At 57.2% G+C, this 19215-nt stretch carries 20 protein-coding genes; 12 read left to right on the top strand and 8 right to left on the bottom strand.

Annotation, left to right across the window (positions count from 1 at the left end; all coding sequences use genetic code 11):
- From ACQQCD_RS03145 to ACQQCD_RS03135, 3 genes are read left to right on the top strand one after another with little or no spacing between them, the layout of a single operon-like run.
- A complete protein-coding gene (locus tag ACQQCD_RS03145) occupies positions 1–1737 on the top strand; it encodes an LCP family protein (protein WP_430266940.1) in 1737 nt (578 codons plus the stop codon).
- Between the two features lie 27 nt (positions 1738–1764).
- A complete protein-coding gene (gene manA, locus ACQQCD_RS03140) occupies positions 1765–3015 on the top strand; it encodes a mannose-6-phosphate isomerase, class I (protein WP_430266939.1) in 1251 nt (416 codons plus the stop codon).
- Positions 3016–3017: 2 nt separating this feature from the next.
- Entirely contained in the window at positions 3018–4010 is a 993-nt protein-coding gene (locus tag ACQQCD_RS03135) for a lipid II:glycine glycyltransferase FemX (protein ID WP_430266938.1), read from the top strand.
- 13 nt (positions 4011–4023) lie between these two features.
- Here the strand turns inward: ACQQCD_RS03135 and glpX are convergent, their stop codons facing one another.
- Complete coding sequence (gene glpX / locus ACQQCD_RS03130; RefSeq protein WP_430266937.1) at positions 4024–5061, bottom strand: class II fructose-bisphosphatase; 1038 nt, start codon at positions 5059–5061, stop codon at positions 4024–4026.
- A 244-nt stretch (positions 5062–5305) separates the two neighbouring features.
- On the opposite strand from glpX, the gene ACQQCD_RS03125 reads away from it, so the two are divergent.
- From ACQQCD_RS03125 to ACQQCD_RS03105, 5 genes are all read left to right on the top strand, one after another.
- The gene (locus tag ACQQCD_RS03125; RefSeq protein ID WP_430266936.1) at positions 5306–5941 is read left to right on the top strand and encodes a DUF4245 domain-containing protein; all 636 of its coding nucleotides are present in this window, start codon (positions 5306–5308) and stop codon (positions 5939–5941) included.
- Between the two features lie 9 nt (positions 5942–5950).
- Positions 5951–6565, top strand: a complete 615-nt coding sequence (locus tag ACQQCD_RS03120; protein ID WP_430266935.1) for a carbonic anhydrase — start codon at positions 5951–5953, stop codon at positions 6563–6565.
- A gap of 71 nt (positions 6566–6636) precedes the next feature.
- On the top strand, positions 6637–8079 hold the full coding sequence (locus ACQQCD_RS03115) for a class II fumarate hydratase (RefSeq protein ID WP_430266934.1): 1443 nt from the start codon (positions 6637–6639) through the stop codon (positions 8077–8079).
- A 158-nt stretch (positions 8080–8237) separates the two neighbouring features.
- On the top strand, positions 8238–8909 hold the full coding sequence (locus ACQQCD_RS03110) for a TetR family transcriptional regulator (protein WP_430266933.1): 672 nt from the start codon (positions 8238–8240) through the stop codon (positions 8907–8909).
- Positions 8906–10603, top strand: coding sequence for an MDR family MFS transporter (locus ACQQCD_RS03105; RefSeq protein ID WP_430266932.1), 1698 nt, complete (start codon positions 8906–8908; stop codon positions 10601–10603). Before ACQQCD_RS03110 ends, ACQQCD_RS03105 begins: the two co-directional genes overlap by 4 nt.
- Before the next feature lie 158 nt (positions 10604–10761).
- Here the strand turns inward: ACQQCD_RS03105 and ACQQCD_RS03100 are convergent, their stop codons facing one another.
- Both ACQQCD_RS03100 and ACQQCD_RS03095 read right to left on the bottom strand, forming a co-directional pair.
- On the bottom strand, positions 10762–11232 hold the full coding sequence (locus tag ACQQCD_RS03100; protein WP_430266931.1) for an NUDIX hydrolase: 471 nt from the start codon (positions 11230–11232) through the stop codon (positions 10762–10764).
- Between the two features lie 82 nt (positions 11233–11314).
- On the bottom strand, positions 11315–11839 hold the full coding sequence (locus ACQQCD_RS03095; protein ID WP_430266930.1) for a prepilin peptidase: 525 nt from the start codon (positions 11837–11839) through the stop codon (positions 11315–11317).
- Positions 11840–11949: 110 nt separating this feature from the next.
- On the opposite strand from ACQQCD_RS03095, the gene ACQQCD_RS03090 reads away from it, so the two are divergent.
- On the top strand, positions 11950–12609 hold the full coding sequence (locus ACQQCD_RS03090) for a GNAT family N-acetyltransferase (RefSeq protein ID WP_430266929.1): 660 nt from the start codon (positions 11950–11952) through the stop codon (positions 12607–12609).
- On the opposite strand, the gene ACQQCD_RS03085 is transcribed toward ACQQCD_RS03090, so the two are convergent.
- The 3 genes from ACQQCD_RS03085 to ACQQCD_RS03075 all read right to left on the bottom strand — a co-directional run bounded on the left by ACQQCD_RS03085 (position 12606) and on the right by ACQQCD_RS03075 (position 15710).
- Complete coding sequence (locus ACQQCD_RS03085) at positions 12606–13940, bottom strand: PhoH family protein (RefSeq protein WP_430267032.1); 1335 nt, start codon at positions 13938–13940, stop codon at positions 12606–12608. The two genes, ACQQCD_RS03090 and ACQQCD_RS03085, sit on opposite strands and share 4 nt — an antisense overlap.
- A gap of 327 nt (positions 13941–14267) precedes the next feature.
- Positions 14268–14945, bottom strand: coding sequence for a YoaK family protein (locus tag ACQQCD_RS03080; RefSeq protein WP_430266928.1), 678 nt, complete (start codon positions 14943–14945; stop codon positions 14268–14270).
- 3 nt (positions 14946–14948) lie between these two features.
- On the bottom strand, positions 14949–15710 hold the full coding sequence (locus ACQQCD_RS03075; RefSeq protein WP_430266927.1) for an isoprenyl transferase: 762 nt from the start codon (positions 15708–15710) through the stop codon (positions 14949–14951).
- Positions 15711–15968: 258 nt separating this feature from the next.
- On the opposite strand from ACQQCD_RS03075, the gene trhA reads away from it, so the two are divergent.
- Complete coding sequence (gene trhA, locus ACQQCD_RS03070) at positions 15969–16595, top strand: PAQR family membrane homeostasis protein TrhA (RefSeq protein ID WP_430267031.1); 627 nt, start codon at positions 15969–15971, stop codon at positions 16593–16595.
- A 28-nt stretch (positions 16596–16623) separates the two neighbouring features.
- On the opposite strand, the gene ACQQCD_RS03065 is transcribed toward trhA, so the two are convergent.
- Positions 16624–16920: a hypothetical protein gene (locus ACQQCD_RS03065; RefSeq protein WP_430266926.1), complete on the bottom strand. Its 297-nt coding sequence runs from the start codon at positions 16918–16920 to the stop codon at positions 16624–16626.
- A 62-nt stretch (positions 16921–16982) separates the two neighbouring features.
- Entirely contained in the window at positions 16983–17912 is a 930-nt protein-coding gene (gene mca / locus ACQQCD_RS03060) for a mycothiol conjugate amidase Mca (RefSeq protein WP_430266925.1), read from the bottom strand.
- A gap of 84 nt (positions 17913–17996) precedes the next feature.
- Here mca and ACQQCD_RS03055 point away from each other — a divergent pair, with 84 nt between their 5' ends.
- Positions 17997–18461 carry a DUF4307 domain-containing protein gene (locus ACQQCD_RS03055; RefSeq protein WP_430266924.1) on the top strand — a complete coding sequence of 155 codons (465 nt, stop codon included), beginning with the start codon at positions 17997–17999 and terminating at the stop codon, positions 18459–18461.
- Positions 18462–18660: 199 nt separating this feature from the next.
- On the top strand, positions 18661–19155 hold the full coding sequence (gene greA, locus ACQQCD_RS03050; protein ID WP_430266923.1) for a transcription elongation factor GreA: 495 nt from the start codon (positions 18661–18663) through the stop codon (positions 19153–19155).
- Positions 19156–19215 lie beyond the last annotated feature (60 nt).

Genomic DNA, 19215 nt, shown 5'->3' with positions numbered 1-19215 from the left:
ATGAATCACCGTTCCAAAACCCCCCTTCCCCGCCCCCGGGCAGGTGACGTTCTCAGCGCCAGCAAGAGCGTTGACGCAGCACCAAGGGCTAGTGGCACGGGGCTCATGGACCCACTGCGCAATCCGCAACTTGCCAGCGTTTCAAGCCGTAAAAAGCGTGCCTTTGCGCTGATCTTAATGACATTATTTGTCCCCGGGACAGCGCAACTAGTGGCCGGAAACCGCCGTCTGGGGCGCGCGGGGTTGCGCACCACGCTGGTAGCTTGGGGACTCGTCGTCGCCCTTATTGCGCTGGCTCTGGTAAGCCGAGCCAGCGCGGTAAATCTACTAACCCATCCAATCGTCTCGCTCCTGCTGATGGTGCTGCTGGTAGCTCTGGCTATCGCTTGGGCGTTCCTCTTCCTCAACACCCTGCGCATCATCCGCCCCGGGCTTTTGCCGCAGGATTTCCGCCCGGCAGTGATCATCACCTTGGTGATCGCTTTGGTGCTCAGCAGCGGATCGCTGCTGTACGCGGCGAGCCTGATCAACGCCGGACGCAATGCTTTGAGTGACATCTTCGGCAGCGGTCCCGCAATGGAACCAGCTGACGGTCGCTACAACATAGCCTTGTTGGGTGGGGACGCCGGCGAGGGCCGCGAAGGTCTCCGCCCGGACAGTATGTCGGTGCTGAGCATCGACGCCAATACCGGCGCGACGGCGATCATCTCCGTCCCGCGTTCTCTCCAGTACGCAAAGTTTCCGGCAGATTCGCCGATGCACAAGATCTACCCGGACGGTTTTAACAATTGCGAGCCGGACCCCTTGAATTGCCTGCTCAACGCTGTGTACACGGACGCCACCAATAACCACAAGGACGCCTACCCGGGCGCTTCGAACCCCGGCGCAGAGGCCACCAAAGACGCCATCGCAGGGACCCTTGGCATTAAGATCCAGGCTTATGTGCTGATTGACATGAACGGTTTCGCCAAGCTGATCGATGCCATGGGTGGAATCAAAATGCGCGTTGGCGCGTGGGTTCCCATCAGCGCTGGAATGCTACCGGGTAGCGACACCCGTCACGTTAAGCCGGATGGCTGGATTGCCCCGGGCAATCAGACGCTCAATGGCTTTCAAGCCCAGTGGTTTGCCCGCTCGAGGGAAAACGTTGATGACTTTGCCCGCGTTCGGCGCCAACAATGCGTTCAAGAAGCCATGATCAAACAACTTGATCCGGCAACGGTCTTGACCAAGTTTGAAGCGATCGCCAAGGCTGGCACGGAAGTGATTGACACCGACCTCCCGCAGGGACAGTTGGGTAGCTTTATCGATCTAGCCGCGAAGGCCAAGAACCAGCCTGTCCAACGGCTCACCATTGGCCCACCAGATTTCCCAAACACCTTTGGTTTGGCAGATCCAGATTTCAACCTCATTCACACCAAGGTGGAACAGGCTATTGCCAAGGCCACCGGTTCACCGAGTCCTTCCTCATCCGGGATGGGTCCAGCCATAGTGGACGAGACGGGCAAGAGCCAGAGCGTGGCACCAGCGGCTGGACCGCAGGCCGATGGTGTAGGCCTTGCGGCGCCAATGACCGTTCCCACGGTTGATAATTTGCCGTCCGACTTCCCCCTGAGCACCACCACTCCAGATGGTCAAACGATCACCAAGGATTATCTAAATTCCCTCTACGACGCACAGGATTACGCAATGTTGGACACCCTGCTGGCAGACAATGGAAATTGCGCGGCGCTCTAAGCGTTCGCTGAAAACTTGAGGAGCTCCATGTACCGCATTAAGAACACCGTGCGCGCTTACGCGTGGGGTTCCGCTACGGCCATTTCTCAACTTTTGGGCACCCCAGCATCAGGGGGCCCGGAGGCTGAAATGTGGATTGGTGCTCACCCGGATTCCCCCTCGACAGTTGTACTGCCCGACGGCGGTTCGCAGGGTTTGGATGCGCTCCTCGCCGAGGATCCCACACACCATTTAGGTGAGGCCAGCATTGCCGCCTTCGGTGACCGCTTGCCGTTCTTGATGAAGGTTCTAGCCGCTGAGACGCCCTTGTCCTTGCAGGTTCATCCGAGCTTGGAACAGGCCCGTGAAGGTTTTGCCCGCGAAGAGGCAACCGGCGTGGACCGAGGCGCTCCAGAGCGGAACTACAAGGACAATAACCACAAGCCAGAAATGATCTTTGCGCTCACTGATTTTGAGGCGCTGTGTGGTTTCCGCTCCCCCGCAGCATCCGCGGCGATTTTTAGCCATGTGCGTACTGAGCTTGCGGCCATGGGCGCCAAAGTGCCCGGGCTCTTGGACGAGGTCATAGGTGATTTGGCCGGAGCTGACGAGGCGGTCGCGTTGCGCTCAGCTTTTACCCGTTTAATCACTGGCGGTGACCGCTCGGCAGCTTTGGTGGGTACCGTCGTCGCAGCCTTGACAGCCGACCTTCCCCGCGGACAGTTTGGCCGCGAACTGGACACCGCAAAGATGCTGGACAGCCACTACCCGGGTGATCCTGGGGTTCTCATTTCTTTGTTGCTCAACCGCGTGTCCTTGCGTCCGGGCGAGTCCGTGTATTTACCCGCCGGGAACGTTCACGCGTACCTGCACGGTTTGGGCATTGAAGTGATGGCGGCTTCGGATAACGTGCTGCGCGGCGGGTTGACGCCAAAATTCGTGGACGTCCCGGAGCTTTTACGGACCGTGAAGTTTGAAGCTGTGGGTGTGCCAATGCTTGCTGCAGAGGAGTCTTTCCTCGCAGCCGAGCTGTACCGTCCGCCCTTTGAAGAGTTCGCTTTGCAGCTTCTGGAACTTCCCGCAGCGGATTCCACGCTTGCGCTGGAACAGGCTGGTGCCGCAGTAATTTTAGTGGCCTCAGGTGCTCTGATTCTCGATTCACCCAAGGGAAGTTTGCGTCTTGAACGCGGTGAGAGCGCCTTTGTTCCGAATTCCGACGCACCGGTTAATATTCACTCAGTCGCTCCCGACGGCGGCACTACTGTTGCATTTGCCGTCACCACTGGATTGGGTAACTAGCCGTGAAGTACTTTTTGCAGAGCCCCGAATGGGAGAGCTTTCAGCGTTCCTTGGGCCGTACAGTTCATCGCCGTCAAGGTTCTGGCTGGAGTTTCCTGGCCATTGAGGAAGCGAACCCAGCGGGCAAAGTCCTTTACACCCCCTATGGCCCGCTCGCTGACAACGTGGACGCTTTTGATGCAGCGCTTGCGGAACTGGTGAAACTTGCCCAAGAGTGCGGCGCCGTGTTTGTTCGTTTGGAACCTGTTGATGCCGGTCTTGGATCTGATGCCGCGGGTCTTTCAGCCATGCGGGCTCGTGGACTAGAGCCGGCACCTGCTAATCAGCAGCCTGAACTGAGCTGGGTCATCGATCTTGACCAGACGGACAAGGAAATCCTGGCGGATATGAAGTCCGCCAACCGGAACCTTTACCGGAACATCCACAAAAAGGGTGTGTCGTTCCGCCAGAGCACCGATCCGGCAGAGATCAGCATCCTCTTGGAATTTTTGCATCAGACGGCTACCCGGAATGGTTTTAAGCCTCAAAGCGATGAATACCTCACGGCTGTTGCGAAGTCTTTGATGCCGGCGGGCGCCGCCACACTTTTTATCGCTGAGCTGGAGGGCCTGCCCATCGGTGCCGCCTTAGCGTACGATTCAGCTGACACCCGGGTATACGCGCACGCAGCTGTCGATCCGGAGCACCGCAAGCTCAGCGCGGGTGTGCCGTTGCTGGTGGGGTTGATTCTGGATGCCAAAGCCAAGGGGCTGAGTTTTGTTGACCTTTGGGGTGTTGCCCCAGCGGATCAACCGAATCATAAGTGGGCCGGTTTTACGGCGTTCAAAAAATCCTTTGGCGGGCATCAAGTGGCCTACCTGGGAACATGGGATTTGCCCGTAAATAAGATCCGGTACCGCCTGTATCACGCTGCCCGAGGCGCACGCACAGTGCTCCGCACGGGCCTTGGCCGCGTGCGGAGCCTGACTAAGAATCTCCGCAAGAGGTTTAGCTAAAAATCGCTAAACCCTATGCGCGGCGTGCGTAGCTTTCCCACTTAGCTGAGTTGTGCTCGGCGTCCACAAAGCGGATGGTTCCGGACTTCGAACGCATCACGATCGACTGGGTGAGCACCTTGTCCTTGGAGTAGCGAACGCCCTTGAGCAGGTCACCATCGGTGATACCAGTAGCTGCGAAGTAGCAGTTGTCACTGGTCACCAGGTCATTGGTGGAGAGCACACGGTCAAGGTCGTGACCGGCGTCGATAGCCTTCTGCTTCTCATCATCACTGGTGGGCCACAAACGGCCCTGAATAACGCCGCCCAAGGATTTAATGGCGCAGGCGGCCACGATTCCTTCAGGGGTGCCACCGATGCCCATCAGTGCATCGACCCCGGTTCCGCTGCGTGCAGCTGCAATGGCGCCTGCAACGTCGCCGTCCATAATAAATTTGGTCCGGGCACCGGCTTGGCGGATCTCTTCTACCAACGGACGGTGCCGGTCACGGTCAAGGATCATCACGTTAAGCTGGTTGACCTTTACACCCTTGGCCTTAGCAATGAGGTGAAGGTTTTGCTTGACCGGCAAGCGGAGATCAACCATGTCAGCTGCTTCAGGACCGGTGACTAGCTTTTCCATGTAGAACACGGCGGAAGGGTCAAACATGGATCCACGTTCGGCTACAGCCAAAACGGCGAGGGCATTGTTAATTCCCAAGGCGGTGAGTCGGGTTCCATCTATGGGGTCTACTGCAACGTCGCATTCCGGACCGGTGCCATCGCCAACTTGTTCGCCATTGAACAGCATGGGGGCTTCGTCTTTTTCGCCTTCACCAATAACTACCACGCCATTGAAGTGGACGGAGTGCAGGAAAGAACGCATGGCATCTACTGCTGCACCGTCTGCGGTGTTTTTGTCTCCGAAACCAACCCAGTGACCACCGGCGATGGCGGCTGCTTCCGTAACACGGACCAGCTCCAGGGCTAGGTTACGGTCTGGCTCATCTTCGCCCACAGCGAGTGAGGGGGAAATAGTGGAATATTGTGCGTGGTTATTTGCTGCCGACACGGGGACCTCTTCTTTGAGCGTTGACCGATTCAGCGCGCCGCGGTGCACGCGCTTGCTTTCTCCCTCCCGATCATAGTCGCGGCAGCAAAGGTAGGAGATGGGATATGAAGCACCGGCAGATAGTGAAAAACCCTGCCGAGATTCCATCAGCGCGGGAGCCGTTTCGCTCGCTAGGCCCACCATGGGCGACTATAGAGGGGTGAACGAAACGCAAGCGACACCCGGCTCAGAAAATAGCACAAGCGTGCCAAATAACGAGCAGCTTCTCCCTACAGACCCCGGATTCAAGCCAGTTTTGGCTCCTGGCGCGGCAAAACGCGCTAATGCGTCCGTGATCGGAATGATCATTGCACTAGTGGTGACCATCGCCGTTTTTGTACCGATCCTCTTGCTCAACGCTTCGCCCAAAAGCCAGGGGTACCGCCCAACGGTGAATGTTACGGCGATTGCCTCCGACGCCGCAGATGTGGCGGGATTCACACCTGTTGCACCTTCATTACCTCAAGGTTGGAGCCCTAACTACGCTCGCTGGGTGTCTGCGGGCTCTTCCGGTGTAGCTACTTGGGAGACCGGTTTCCTCAGCCCCAAAGAGGGGTTTGTGGGCATTTCCCAGACTCGCCAAGCCAACCCCACCTGGCTTCTTCAAAAAACTGACACCGCCCCAGTCACCGGAACCAGAACAGTTGGAGGCAAGGACTGGGAGCTCCGCGATAACGGCAAGGGCACCCCTCACATGGTGCTCAACTACCGCGGCACCACTGTCATCCTCTCCGGCCGCGCCAAATTAGAGGAATACGACGTCGTTGCTGCCGCCGTCGTTCGTGCTCTGGACGAGTCACCGGCAGTCACGGGTTCACCGTCGCCGAGCGTCGTCCCCTAAAGTTAGAGAGTGACCAGTTACCTGACCCCCGCCCTCGCGTGGAGAAAACTCCGTGAGGGAAACCAACGATTTGTGGCTGGTGAATCCTCCCACCCCAATCAGGACGCGAGCCGGCGCTCCTCCTTGGTGAATGATCAACATCCATTTGCCGTAATTTTTGGGTGCTCGGATTCTCGGCTCGCCGCAGAGATCATTTTCGATCTGGGTTTGGGTGATGCTTTTGTGGTTCGAACTGCGGGTCAAGTGATCGATGACGCTGTACTGGGATCGCTTGAATACAGCGTGAGCGTATTGGGTGTGCCGCTCATTGTGGTTCTAGGACATGACAGCTGCGGAGCTGTCACAGCCACCAAAACAGCTGTAGAAACTGGCGAGATGCCAGTAGGTTTTATGCGCAGCCTTGTGGAACGGATTACCCCTTCAGTATTAACCTCCTTGCGTAACAACGAACCTGAAATCAATGACATGGTGGTTGAAAACGTTCGGCAAACTTCGCAGCGATTAGTGGACAGTTCACGGGTGATTTCCGAGGCTGTATCTTCTGGCCACGCTGCCGTCATTGGACTGGCGTACCGCCTGGAACACGGCCGCGCGGATGTAGTAGCAGAAATTGGCGAGGTCTAGGCTCGAATATTTCCGCGACGAGCTCTCATCGCGGTTTTTCTCCGAGGGTCACGGCGCAATAAGCTAGCCACATGACTTCCGCAGAAGAGTTGACCACTGAAGAATTCCGTATTGAACACGACACCATGGGTGAAGTTCGTGTTCCGGTAAACGCCCTCTACCGCGCTCAGACCCAGCGCGCCGTGGAGAACTTTCCGATCTCTGGCAAAACACTCGAGCGCGCTCACATCGAAGCGCTCGCTCGGGTGAAGAAGGCCGCTGCTCAGGCAAACCAGGAGTTGGGTGTGCTCGATGGCGAGCTTGCCGACGCCATCGCCAACGCAGCCGACTTGGTAGCGAGTGGCAAGTACGATTCCGATTTCCCGATTGACGTGTTCCAGACCGGCTCCGGAACCTCCTCGAATATGAACACCAACGAGGTCATAGCCGAGCTCGCCACCCGCGCGCTCAAGGCTGCCGGTAGCGAGAAGATCGTTCACCCGAATGACCACGTGAACGCATCGCAGTCCTCGAACGACGTTTTCCCCACCTCAGTGCATGTTGCCGCTACCTCGGCTCTCATCAATGACCTGATCCCGTCGCTGGAGTACTTGGCCGCTTCCCTTGAGCGTAAGTCAGTGGAGTTCAAGGATGTAGTAAAGTCCGGCCGCACCCACTTGATGGATGCAACCCCGGTGACCTTGGGCCAAGAGTTCGGCGGCTACGCAGCTCAGGTCCGTTTTGGCATCGAGCGCATCAACGCAGCTCTCCCCCGGGTTGCCGAGGTGCCCCTTGGCGGAACCGCGGTAGGCACCGGCATCAACACTCCGGCAGGATTCCCTGAGCGTGTGATTGAGCTCCTCGCGGCTGACACTGGTTTGCCATTGACCGAAGCGCGCGACCACTTTGAAGCTCAGGCGAACCGTGATGGCCTCATTGAAGGTTCCTCCCAGCTGCGCAACATTGCCATCTCCTTGATGAAGATCAACAACGACTTGCGCTGGATGGGCTCTGGCCCCAACACGGGTCTTGGCGAAATTGCCATCCCTGACCTCCAGCCCGGCTCCTCGATTATGCCTGGCAAGGTGAACCCGGTTATTTGCGAAGCCGCGATTATGGTCTGCGCACAGGTCATCGGCAACGACACCACCATCGCGTGGTCTGGCACTAACGGCGCTTTTGAACTCAACGTTGGTATCCCCGTCATGGCCGCCAACCTCCTCGAGTCCATTCGCTTGCTCTCCAACACCACTCGCGTGATGGCAGACAAAATGATTGATGGCATCACCGCCAACGTGGAGCGCGCACGGTTCTTGGCTGAGGCTTCCCCGTCGATTGTGACCCCACTGAACAAATACATTGGTTACGAGAACGCAGCCAAGATCGCTAAGAAGGCAGTGGCGGAGGGTCTTACGGTTCGCGAAGCGGTTGTTCAGCTCGGCTTTGTTGGCGACGGCGAAGGCCAAGTCTCCGAAGCAGACCTGGACAAGGCCCTGGACGTCACCACCATGACCCGCCCAGCGCACAAAGCATAACTTCCAGCGTTAGTCAGCTTTTTAGTACGACGACGGCGGGCACCTTCTGAACAGAAGGTGCCCGCCGTCGTCGTAAGTGTTTGTTGCGGTCCCCTATGTGACGACTATCACGAACAAAAAAGTTGCACTCATTTTCTTATGGTGCAAAACTTTACTTTGTGGAAAATAGTGCAAATAGTTGTGGTGGCCTGCGGGACCGCAAGCGTCTGAAGACACGCAAGGCAGTAACAGCTGCTGCGCGATCCCTCACTGCTACCCGCGGACTCAACGGCTTCACTATTGAAGAAGTCTGCGAACAAGTGGGCATCTCCCGCCGCACGTTTTTCAATTACTTCCCGTCAAAAGAAGATGCCATTTTGGGTCATCATGACGATGAACACCCCGACGAGCTCGTCGCGGGATTTTTACAAGGCGGCGGCGCGCCCGGCGCCATCTCCCCTACCTTGCTAGATGACTTGCTCCAGCTGAGCTTGGACATTTGGGCCACCAAGGTCAACGCCGAATCCACGGAAGAGTTTCGGCAATTGATGGCGGTTATCAAAAAAGAACCACAGTTTATGGCCAAACTCATTGGGGTCGGCAAAGAGCGTCAGTCAGCCTTCGCCGAAGTTATTGCCCAGCGCGAAGGCGTGCCGCCCACGCACCCGGTGATAGCAATGGCCGTCGCCGTTTTCAGCATTATGGCCCACCGAGCCCACGAGGAATATTTTGCCCCAGGCAACACCCGTTCCTTTCGCGAGCTGGTCATCGAATCTGCCGAAGCCCTCAAATTTCTTTTCTCACAACCTCTGACCACTGGCTATACGCCATCATCCAAGGACGAATCATGACCACCACTGTTGGTTCCCCGGCGAAAGCCAATGAGCCGCTGCTGCTGACCCAAAAACGAATCTGGGTTATTTTCTCCGCGCTCATCGCCGGAATGCTGCTCTCCAGCCTGGACCAAACTATTGTGTCCACCGCAATGCCCACCATCGTTGGCAAGCTCGGCGGTGTGGAGCATCAAGCGTGGATCACTACCGCATACCTGTTGGCCACCACCATTGTGATGCCCATTTATGGCAAGTTTGGTGACGTATTGGGCCGGCGCAATCTCTTCCTGATTGCCATTGGCCTGTTCACCGTGGCCTCTGCTGCCGCTGCGTTCGCTACCGACTTTTGGTCCTTTGTTGTCTTCCGCGCCATTCAAGGCTTGGGTGGTGGTGGCTTGATGATCCTCTCGCAGGCGATCATTGCAGACATCGTCCCTGCCAAGGACCGCGGAAAATACATGGGACCCTTGGGCGGCATCTTTGGCCTGAGCGCCGTGGCCGGACCGCTTTTGGGCGGCTTCTTTGTAGACCACCTGACCTGGGAATGGGCTTTCTACATCAACATCCCGATTGGTGTAGCAGCGTTCGTTATCGCATGGTTCACACTGACATTGCCGAACAAACGTCCCGAAAAGCGCGTCGACATTTTGGGAGTTCTGCTCCTTTCGATCGCTACCACCTGCTTGATCTTCTTCACCGATTTCGGTGGCAAAAAATCTGAAGGCTGGGATTCACCACTGACCTGGGCCTTTGGCGCCGGGCTCTTGGTAGCAGCCACGCTTTTTGTCCTGGTGGAACGCAAGGCTGAAGACCCGATCATCCCGATGAGCTTGTTCAAGAACCCTATCTTTATCAACGCCACTGCGATCGGTTTCACCCTGGGCCTGGGTATGTTCGCGGCCTTGGCTTTTATCCCAACCTTCTTGCAAATGTCCTCGGGCACCTCTGCTGCCACGTCCGGTTTGCTGATGCTGCCCATGATGGTGGGTTTGATGGGAACTTCCATCTACTCCGGTATTCGAATTTCCAAGACCGGTAAGTACAAGATGTTCCCAATCTTGGGTGCCGTCTTGTCAGTGGCTGCCATGCTGTGGTTCACCACTTTGACAGCCAGCACGCCTATTTGGGTGATTTGTGTTCAACTCTTTGTGTTCGGTGCTGGCCTTGGCCTGATCATGCAGGTCATCGTTTTGGTGGTTCAGAACTCCGTCCCGGCCACCGACATTGGAACCGCAACCTCAACCAACAACTACTTCCGCGAAGTTGGAGCGTCGTTGGGTGTTGCAGTGTTTGGTTCTATCTTCACCAACCGACTCGCCGAGTCCCTGACCAAGGTGTTCACCAGCGCTGGTGCCTCAAGCGATGCAGCATCCCAGGCGACATCCACCCTGGATCCGCAAACCCTTAACAAGCTGGCACCGGCCGTCAAGGACGCCATTGTGAACGCATACGCTGATTCTTTGGCCCCAGTGTTCTGGTACTTGCTCCCGTTCTTGGTGGTTGCCTTGATTCTGGCTCTGGTCCTCAAACAGATCCCACTCTCTGACACGGCCGGAATGGTGGCACGTGGAGAAGCCGTGGGTGGCGAAGAAGCCGAGCGTCTTGAAGCCGAACGCAAAGCCGCTCTTTCCACTGGCAATGCAGAGGGCGCTGAAGAGCTCGAGAACAAGAATCTGGTAGACAGCAACTCCGGAGCGAACTCCGCAATGTAGGTAGCCGCCTTCCCCAGCAAACCCAAACCGCCTGACTGGCATTTGTGACTATTCTCGGCCCTGAGAAGAATCACAAGTGCCAGTCATTGCGTTAAGCAACGAATGGTGCGTTCAACTGGAAGCTGTGAAACGGTCCGGGCTTAGTGGAGCTTGTTGGGCTACCGCGCAAAGAGTGTTCGCTGTTCGGGGGCCAGCGCCATGGAGATTAAATCCAGGTGCCGGTCAGACATCTCCGGTAACTCATCAGGGCTAAACCACCGCACATCCGAAGATTCGTCGTCGTTCACACGGGCCTCGCCGGAGACGTAACGGCACAAGAACACAGTGGACTGGAAAGATGAGACGTCCCCGTTAGGGAAGGTAATAGGGCCGTGCACCTGGACGGCCAAGATTCGCTCCGCTTCGGCAATCACACCGGTCTCTTCCTCAATTTCACGCACTGTTCCGACCGCGGGCTCCTCCCCAGGGTCCAGGATCCCAGTCACAGTTGTCCATGCACCGTTATCAGCGCGGCGCACCAACAAGACGTAGCCGCGGTCATCAACAACCACTCCAGTCACGCCAGGCAGCCACAATGGCGCGTGGCCAATTTTTTCTCGCAGTTCAAGGATGAAGTTCGGTATCGGCATAGCCCCAGCCTAGCCAGACTTGGTTCGCAAACCGTTTAAGGGGCCAGGACAGCTCCGCTGAGATCAGGAAACAACCCATAGCTCAAGCGGGCAGCAGGGCCATGGCCACCGCGGCACCCAAAAGCATAAACGGCCCAAACGGAATGGCGGATTTGAGGCCACCCCGGCGCAGGAAAATCAAGCCAATGCTCCATAAGCCGCCGAAGAAAAACGCTAAGAAAGTTCCGGCCAGCACGTGGGTCCAGCCCAGATACCCTAGGTAGAGGCCCAGAATGCCGGCCAATTTAACATCCCCAAATCCCATGCCGGGCGGGTAAATCACACGCAACACAAAGTACGCCAGCCACAGCACCGCGCCACCCAGCGCCGTCTGGCCAAGATGAGACCAAACACTCCCGTTCTCAGGATGACCAGTCAACACGGCGCCAGCCAGTAGGAGCGCAGCAACCCCGTACCAAGGAAAAATGATCCGGTTCGGCAACAGATGCTCGCGAATATCGATCACACTTAAACGCACAGCTGCCCACACAAAATAAACAAGTGCGGCCGCAAGCAGCCACACTGCTGCAGGAGCCACGCTGGAGAGTTCTACGAGTCTTCGGATCACCCTGCTGATGCTATGGCACCATACGGTCCTGTGCAGCCTCGCACGGCCGTATGTGGATAAGACAAGCGCTTTGACTCAACACCGAGACGGACGCCCGGTAGGATCCTTCAATGACTTCCCTGACCGAGCTTTGGCCACCTTACCAATTACAACTCGAAACGCCTCGCCTCACTCTGCGTGTGATTCGCGATGAGGACTTGCCCGCTGCGTTTGATGCGGCGCTGAGTGGAATTCACGCACCGGATGCTATGCCCTTTAGTAGCCCGTGGACCCAAGTGCCACCGGAAGAACTCGGCCCCAACATGGCCAAATGGCATTGGCAGTGCCGCGCAGGAATGCGTCCGGAATCGTGGACCCTCTTGTTGGGCATCTGGTTCGAAGGAAGACTTATTGGTTGCCAGGACATCGGCGCCAAAGACTTTGACACACTGCGCACTGTCAGCACAGGATCGTGGCTCAGCCAATCCGCACAAGGCCAAGGGCTTGGCAAAGAGATGCGTGCCGCCGTCGTTAGTTATGCCTTTGATTACCTCAAAGCAGAGGCGGCCGAATCCGAGGCTGCAGCGTGGAACGCTTCCTCGCTCGGGGTCTCCAAAGCGCTGGGCTACGGGCTCAATGGAACTTTTCGTGACAGCTGGGAAAAGGGCAAGTTCAGCCAAGTCCAGCGCGTCATCCTTACACCCAAGAACTTTGTTCGCCCGGACTGGACGCTCAAAGTTCAAGGGCATAAGGCATTCGCAACATTCATCAACCCTGCAGAAACTCGCTAAATCTCAGCGCCTTCAAGAAGCTCCGTGACCAGAGCTGCAATCGGCGAGCGCTCGGAGCGGGTCAGGGTGATGTGCCCAAAGAGCGGGTGCCCCTTGAGTGTCTCCACCACTGCTGCAACACCGTCATGCCGGCCCACGCGGAGGTTGTCGCGCTGGGCGACATCGTGGGTAAGGACAATCTTGGAGTTTTGCCCAATCCGGCTCATCACCGTCAAAAGGACGTTCTTCTCCAGTGACTGAGCCTCGTCAACGATCACAAACGAATCATGAAGCGAGCGGCCGCGGATGTGCGTTAGGGGAAGGACTTCAAGCATTCCGCGGTCCATCACTTCTTCCACCACTTCCTGGGATACAAGCGCACCCAAGGTGTCGAACACGGCTTGAGCCCAGGGGTTCATCTTCTCGGACTCAGAGCCGGGCAAGTAACCCAGCTCTTGGCCGCCTACTGCGTAGAGCGGACGGAACACCACAACTTTGCGGTGCTCTCGGCGTTCCAGGACCGCTTCGAGGCCAGCACACAGGGCCAATGCCGACTTACCTGTACCCGCACGGCCACCAATAGAAACAATGCCCACTTCTGGGTCCATCAGCATGTCGATCGCCAGACGCTGTTCAGCAGAGCGGCCGTGCAGACCGAACACGTCTCTGTCCCCCTTGACCAGCCGTACCTGCTTGTCAGCACCCACCCGGCCAAGGGCCGAGCCGCGGTTGGAAAGCAAAACCAGTCCGGTGTTCACTGGCATCTCTGCCGCAGCTGGAATAAACGCCGGTTCGTGGCCGTACAAGGTGGCGATTTCATCCTCGTTGGCATCAATTTCTGCCATGCCGGTCCAGCCAGAGTCCTTCACGAGCTCATTGCGGTATTCCTCGGCGAGCAGTCCCATAGCCGAGGCTTTGACGCGCATAGGAAGGTCCTTGGACACTACAGTGACGTTCCGGCCCTCGTTGGCTAGGTTCTTGGCAACCGCCAAAATGCGGCTGTCATTGTCACCGCCCCGGAAACCAGCTGGCAACACCTCAGCCGAAATGTGGTTCAACTCAACGCGCAGCGATCCGCCCTCTTCCCCGAGAGGGATCGCCTTATTGAGTCCGCCGTGTTCCACCCGAAGATCATCTAGGAGCCGGAGCGCTTTGCGAGCAAAGTAGCCCAGCTCCGGATCATGGCGTTTGGATTCCAGTTCAGTGATAACAACAATCGGCACAATCACTTCATGCTCGGCGAACCTCAGCAGCGCTCTCGGATCCGAGAGCAACACCGATGTGTCTATAACGTAGCTACGAGCAGCCACGGCGGCTTGTGCCCCCGCTGAGGATTGCTTTTGAGAAAACAAAGAACCGGTCACAGCCTCGTTGGCCGTACCGGTTCCGTTCTGACGCTTGGTGGTGCCTCGCTTGGCGCGAGAGGTAGCTTTCTTGCCCTGTTCTAGTCCTGCTTCAGGCTGCACTTCAGAAATAGCCACATCGACTCCAGCCCCGGGCTCACACCCGGATTTGTTATTGGTGAGGCGGCTCGGCCATGAGGCCGGACGCGGCCTCAACAATCTTTGGTGCGATCATTCGCTCCATCGTTGGCCTCCCCGATCAGCTGACGTTGGTGTCTGCCGATATTCCTAAGGTATGGCTCGAAAGAAAAAATCGCGGTATTCGTACTCAGTGAGTTACGTTTCGCTCGTGTGAATTTGTGGTGAACGGACGCGAATGAATTTCTCTCCCCAGGCCGCGATCAGCATGGCCAGAACCGCGAACCACAGGGAATTCAGCCCCGCCGCTCCATAGGCAAGGCCGCCCAGAATGGAACCAGCCGTCAGAGCCAGCCACAAATAGAGGTAGCGGACCCAGCCTCGGCCTTTTTCTCCACTGAGCCTGGCCGCAATTCTCTGCCCCATTTTCACGAGTGTCCCGGTCATGTAGGTCAGACCAATGCTGACTTCGCCGTCGCGCTCAAAAACCACATTCTCGGTGCCCATCGCTAGGGCCATCATCGGTGGGATCAGCGCTATCAGAAGCGGCGGCGCGTCAAAAGTGTGGAAGGCTGCGGCCAGTGCCAAAATCGCCGCAATACACAAAAGGATCACCATACGTTTGCGGCGGGGCACGGCTCGGCGCACTAGTGAGCCGCCCACAACGCCAGTCAAAAATGCTGCTACCAGGCCAATCGCCAAGCCGAAACCAAGCCATGAACCCCCAGCCAACATGGCACCGGCGCGAGTGGAGTTTCCGCTCATAAATGAGACGAAGTACCCGCCCATGTGTATAAAGCCCAAGGCATCAACATAGCCAGCCAAACAGGCCAGCACTGCTGCTAAAACGATCTCTGTTCGGTGATGCTGTTCCAATGTTTAGGAGCCAAATCGTCGTTGGCGGCCCGCATAGTCACGCAGAGCACGTAGAAAATCAACTTTGCGGAAGGCTGGCCACAACGCCTCACAAAAGTAGAACTCGCTATACGCGCTTTGCCACATCAAAAACCCGGAGAGCCTTTGTTCGCCCGAGGTTCTGATCACTAAGTCCGGGTCCGGCTGACCGCGGGTATATAAGAACTTTGAAATGTCATCAACACTCAGGGAATCAGCCAGCTCGAGGATATCGATTTTGCGCTCTACAGCATCGTGGAGAAGTTCTTTAACAGCGTCCACAATCTCTCGCCGGCCACCGTAGCCGACTGCAACATTGACGTGGAGGGCTTCCCGGGCTGGTGTTCGAGCCGTCAAGCGGTTGAGTCTTTCGGCAAGGTAGTCCGGCAAAAGTTCCGGGGCACCCATGGCGTGGACAGAAATGTTCGCGTCTTGGTCCAGGCGGTCCAAGGTGGTGGCGATGATGCCCATCAGCTCATCGAGTTCCTCAGAGGAGCGGCTCATGTTGTCCGTAGAGAGCATGTAGAGCGTGACTACTTTGACGCCGAGCTCTTCGCACCAGCCGAGGAATTCGTGGATTTTGTCCGCACCGGCCTGATGACCTTGGCTGGTGGGCGCATTGAACTGACGCGCCCAGCGTCGATTACCGTCCACCATCACACCAATGTGGTTCGGAATTCTGTCCGCGGGGAGAGACCGGAGGAGTCTGCGCTCGTAAAAGCTATAGAGAAATCCGGGCAGTTCCATCCGGCGCGCACCTGACTTTCTGGATTTTTGGCTGAGCTGCTGCCCCTCAGAAAATTCTTGGGGCTGATCCTGAATATAGGCTACCCGCAGGAGCGGCCACCGCTCGACTACTCATCGGTAACTTACCCAAACGTAGGTTATTCTAAGAGAGTGAGTAGCGCAGAAAAAAACAGCCAAAACTTACCTGCCGAATCAGTTCCAGTAACGGACGCCAATAAGCCTCTCGATGCCACGGCCCTCACTTTGGCTGAACTGCTGATGATCAAACCCAAGTGGCGCGGCTGGATCCATACCGTGGCGGCACCTTTAGCGTTGATCGCCGGAATAGTGCTGGTGGTTCTGGCACCGAGGACGGATCTCAAGGTTGCCTCCGCCGTCTATGCCGTCACCGGTGTGCTGCTCTTTGGTGTGAGCGCCGTGTACCACCGCGGAAATTGGACCCCACCGGTGAAAAAGATTCTCAAACGGATCGATCACACCAACATCATGCTAGTCATCGCCGGGAGCTACACCCCGCTGGCTTGGGCGCTGCTGGAACGGCCCAAGGCAGTGTTGTTGCTGTGGCTCATCTGGGGCGGTGCCATCCTGGGCGTTTTGTTCCGGCTCCTATGGCTGGGAGCACCGCGTTGGCTCTACGTCCCCATCTACATTGCTCTAGGCTGCGGCGCACTCTTCTACATCCCAGACTTTTTTGCCGTGAAACCGGCCAGCGCCATTTTGATCTGCGTTGGCGGTGCGTTCTACATTCTCGGGGCGGTGTTCTATGCCATGAAAAAACCCAACATCAGCTTCCACCACTTTGGCTTCCACGAGCTCTTTCACGCGCTGACGGTCCTAGGCTTCGCAGCCCACTGCGTGGCAATTATGCTCGCAGTGCTCAGCTAAGCGCTCTTGAGCTGGACGGCCCTGCGACTTACGCCTGAGGATCCTTAAGGGACGACGGCGATTCACCCAATTCGCTGGCAGCAGCGTCTTGTTCACCACGCAACTCTGCTTCGCGTGCCTCTTGCACTTCACCGCGGTACCGCACTCTACGAATGCGCTTCACCATGTCTACGATCAGGAACGTTGTGAGGATCACAATAAAGGCTGTCAGCAAAAACCCGAGCAGACCAGGTGTCACTTGGTCTTCCGAGAGCCCCGGTCGCAGAGTGCCGGAGGGGCTAGGCGTCGGAGTGTTCGTAGCCAAAAACACAAGCAAGTTATGCACTAAAAAAACCTTCTGTAGGCAGCGGGTCCGCTGGAGACTATTCTACGCGGGATAGAAAGTTCTCAGGCCTGCGGGGTAATACCAGCGAAGAAGTCAGTTTCGGGTACTTGGGTATCCACACGCGCGTGGATCAAAGAGTAGTCTTCCCACGGCCATGCGCGGCGCTGCATTTCTGGGGAAACAGCAAAGAAGAAACCCTCTGGGTCAATCTGCGTGCGGTGAGCCCGGAGCGCGCTGTCGCGCTGTTCAAAGAAGTCGCCGCAGTCGATTTGAGTAGTCGTGGGGTGAGACGGGGCCGGAGGCATGTGGCCGTCGGAATCCGTCTCGAGCCACGCTGCTAACCGTTCCGCGTAGGGCGACTGCAATCCTGCATCCTCCAAGGCGAAGTGCAGGGCACGGAATCGTTCGGGGCTAAAAGCGCGGTCGTAGTACAACTTGAACGGCGCCCATGGTTCCCCCAAGCCCGGGTACTTCTGCGCGTCACCGGCTGCATGATAGGCCTCCACCGCCACCTTGTGCGCCATGATGTGGTCAGGGTGAGGATAGCCGCCGTTCTCGTCGTAAGAGATGATCACGTGCGGTTTGAAAGAGCGCACCAATTGCACCAAAGGTGCGGCCGCGCGTTCGAGTGGTTGAACGGCAAAACTTCCCACGGGCAGCGGAGGCAGGGGATCCCCTTCGGGCAGGCCGGAGTCCACAAATCCCAGCCAGCGCTGTGAAATTCCTAGTGCTGCAGCAGCATTGGCCATTTCGGTCCGGCGCGCACCAGCCATGTCCCGTTTGGGGTGTGGGTCTGATTCCATGGCCGGGTTCTGAATGTCTCCGCGCGAACCATCGGTGCATGTGGCAACAAGAACTTCGGCCCCTGCGGCAGCGTACATGGCCATCATCGCTGCACCCTTGCTTGACTCATCGTCCGGGTGGGCGTGGACAGCCAGAAGCCGGAACCCACTCTTGGGTCCGATGATTTTAGCGCTGCTGGACGGCGTCATAACAGACGACTCCTCGGGGTACAGGCGCCGGGCCGTGTGGCATCGGCGGTCTTAGCTTTGTGGAAGGCAAACTAAGCTGGTGTGGTGACGACGCAAGAAGACCCGGTTTTGACCAACCCAGCAGCTACCAGCCTAGCCAATCGCTACGGCTCCCCCAAGCGCGGGCTAGCCGGGTTAACTGCAAAGTCCCGCAAATTCATCATCATGATCGCAGTGATCTTGGGTGTGTTGTTTATGGCCTGGGTTGCTACAAGTTCAGCTGTGGCCCCAGTTTCAAGCAAAGATATCAGTTACACGGCAAATGACCCCACCCAGACCGAGGTGGAATTCCAAGTCACCAAAGACCCTCAAGCCACAGCCCAGTGCGCCATCAAGGCTCTCGACTCGAGCTTTGCTGTAGTGGGCTGGAAGGTTGTTGAGCTGGGACCCAATGGCACCGATGTGGGGTCTGACGGCGGCCGGACCACCATTACACGCGTGGGTGTCCGCACCGAGTCACCCGCCGTTTCCGGTGTGGTTGATCAGTGCTGGATTAGTAACAAAGGCTAAATTCCCGCCCGGCTGGCTTGCTGCGAAAGTGACAAAGATTGCATCTAGCTTGGGTTTATCCAAGCGATTGCCTACACTGTAGGGATACCTTTGCCCCGCTGGGCTGGCTACCGAAACCGCTTGAGATTGTTTCTCAGCGAATTTTGAATGGCCAACCACGGCGGGGTCTTTGCTTGTTAGTCCCTAAGAGGAGTTCTCCGTGTCAACGACCAACAACGCCCAAGCGGCTTGGCTTACCCAGGAAGCGTTCGATCGCCTCACGGCTGAGCTGGAGCACCTTTCCGGCGCCGGCCGTGCTGAGATTGTTCAGAAGATCGAAGCTGCGCGCCAAGAGGGTGACCTGAAAGAAAACGGTGGCTACCACGCCGCCAAAGAAGAGCAAGGCAAGATCGAGGCCCGGATCCGTCAGCTCACCGCACTGTTGCGTGATGCTCAGGTTGGCGATACCCCGGCCGATGACGGAATCGTGGAGCAAGGCATGATTGTTGTTGCCAAGATTGCTGGCGACGAAGAGACCTTCCTTTTGGGTTCGCGTGAAATTGCTGGCGACTCTGACCTCGATGTGTTCTCGGAAAAGTCCCCGCTGGGTGCAGCCATCATTGGCCACAAGCAGGGTGACACCCTTTCCTACGTCGCCCCTAACGGCAAGGAAATCACTGTAGAGATTGTTTCTGCCAAGCCGTTTGTCGGCTAAACAGCCGTTTGTGGGCTAAACAAATTTAGTAGTCCAAACGCAAGACGCCGGGCCCCGATT

This window comes from Pseudarthrobacter sp. J1763 (genome assembly GCF_050490295.1).
GTDB lineage: Bacteria > Actinomycetota > Actinomycetes > Actinomycetales > Micrococcaceae > JBNPEO01.
This window is presented reverse-complemented; position numbering and strand designations above follow the sequence as displayed.